At 63.3% G+C, this 1,321-nt stretch carries 1 protein-coding gene and 1 other annotated feature; the gene reads left to right on the forward strand.

Annotated elements, in window-relative coordinates; translation table 11 throughout:
• Window positions 1-50: 50 nt before the first annotated feature.
• Window positions 51-1,282, forward strand: a protein-coding gene (locus AACH00_RS19790; RefSeq protein WP_341400905.1) for an IS3 family transposase whose coding sequence is annotated in 2 segments (ribosomal slippage) — window positions 51-339 and window positions 339-1,282 — 1,233 coding nt in all. Because the reading frame shifts where the segments join, the coding sequence is not laid out codon by codon here.
• Window positions 329-445 (forward strand) — a sequence feature (AL1L pseudoknot). Its footprint overlaps the gene before it by 117 nt.
• Window positions 1,283-1,321: the final 39 nt, after the last annotated feature.

The following is a 1,321-nucleotide window of genomic DNA, read 5'->3' on the forward strand; positions in this document are numbered from 1 at the left end:
TGAAGCGCCCCGGGTTTTCAGGAGGCTCCAACTCTTGAGAAGATGGAGCCATGAACAAGTCGAACAAGTTCTCACCTGAGGTCCGCGAGCGCGCTGTGCGCTTGGTGCAGGAGCATCGCGGGGAATACCCATCGCTGTGGGCCGCGGTGGAGTCCATCGCACCGAAGATCGGCTGCGTTCCCCAGACCCTGCTGGGCTGGGTTCAGCGCGATGAGATCGACACCGGGGCTCGCCCCGGTGTGACCAGCAGCGAGGCACAGCGGGTCAAAGAGCTGGAGCGCGAGAACAAGGAACTGCGCCGAGCCAACGAGATCCTGAAGCTGGCCAGCGCGTTTTTCGCCCAGGCGGAGCTCGACCGCCGTCTCAAGTCCTGAGGGCATTCGTCGATCAGCAGCGCGATACCTTCGGGGTCGAGCCGATCTGCCGGGTTCTGCAGATCGCCCCGTCTGGGTATCGACATCACGCAGCGCTTCGCCGAGAGCCGCACAGACGCTGCGCGAGGGCGCAGCGCGACGAGGCCCTGACGCCGCAGATTGAGCGCGTCTGGCGGGCCAACATGCAGGTTTACGGCGCTGACAAGGTTTGGCGGCAACTCGAACGCGAAGGCACGGCCGTGGCGCGATGCACGGTCGAGCGATTGATGCGCCGGCAGGGGCTGCAAGGCGTGATGCGTGGCAAGGTGGTGCGCACGACGATCAGCGACAGCAAGGCGCCATGCCCGCTGGACAAGGTCAATCGGCAATTCAAGGCCGATCGACCGAACCAGCTGTGGGTCTCCGACTTCACCTACGTGTCGACCTGGCAGGGCTGGCTGTATGTGGCCTTCGTCATCGACGTCTTTGCACGGCGGATCGTGGGCTGGCGTGTCAGCAGTTCGATGCGCACAGACTTCGTTCTCGACGCCTTGGAACAGGCCTTGTACGCGCGCCAACCGGAGCGCGACAGCAGCCTGGTGCATCACTCCGACCGCGGTTCGCAATACGTTTCTATTCGGTACTCCGAGCGTTTGGCCGAGGCCGGCGTGGAGCCCTCTGTGGGCAGCAAGGGGGACAGCTACGATAACGCTTTGGCAGAAACCATCAACGGGCTCTACAAGGCCGAACTAATTCACCGCCGGGCGCCGTGGAAAACCAAGGAATCGGTCGAGCTGGCCACGCTGGAATGGGTGTCTTGGTTCAACAACCACCGCCTGCTGGCACCCATCGGGTACATCCCACCCGCAGAGGCTGAGGCAAACTACTACCGGCAACTCGCCAGTCAGACTGCCTTGACGGAAGCCTGACTTAACCCAACGGGCCTCCATGAAACCCGGGGCGCTTCA

Origin of the sequence: Ideonella margarita, from assembly GCF_038066635.1 — a bacterium.
Classification (GTDB): Bacteria; Pseudomonadota; Gammaproteobacteria; order Burkholderiales; family Burkholderiaceae_C; genus Ideonella; species Ideonella margarita.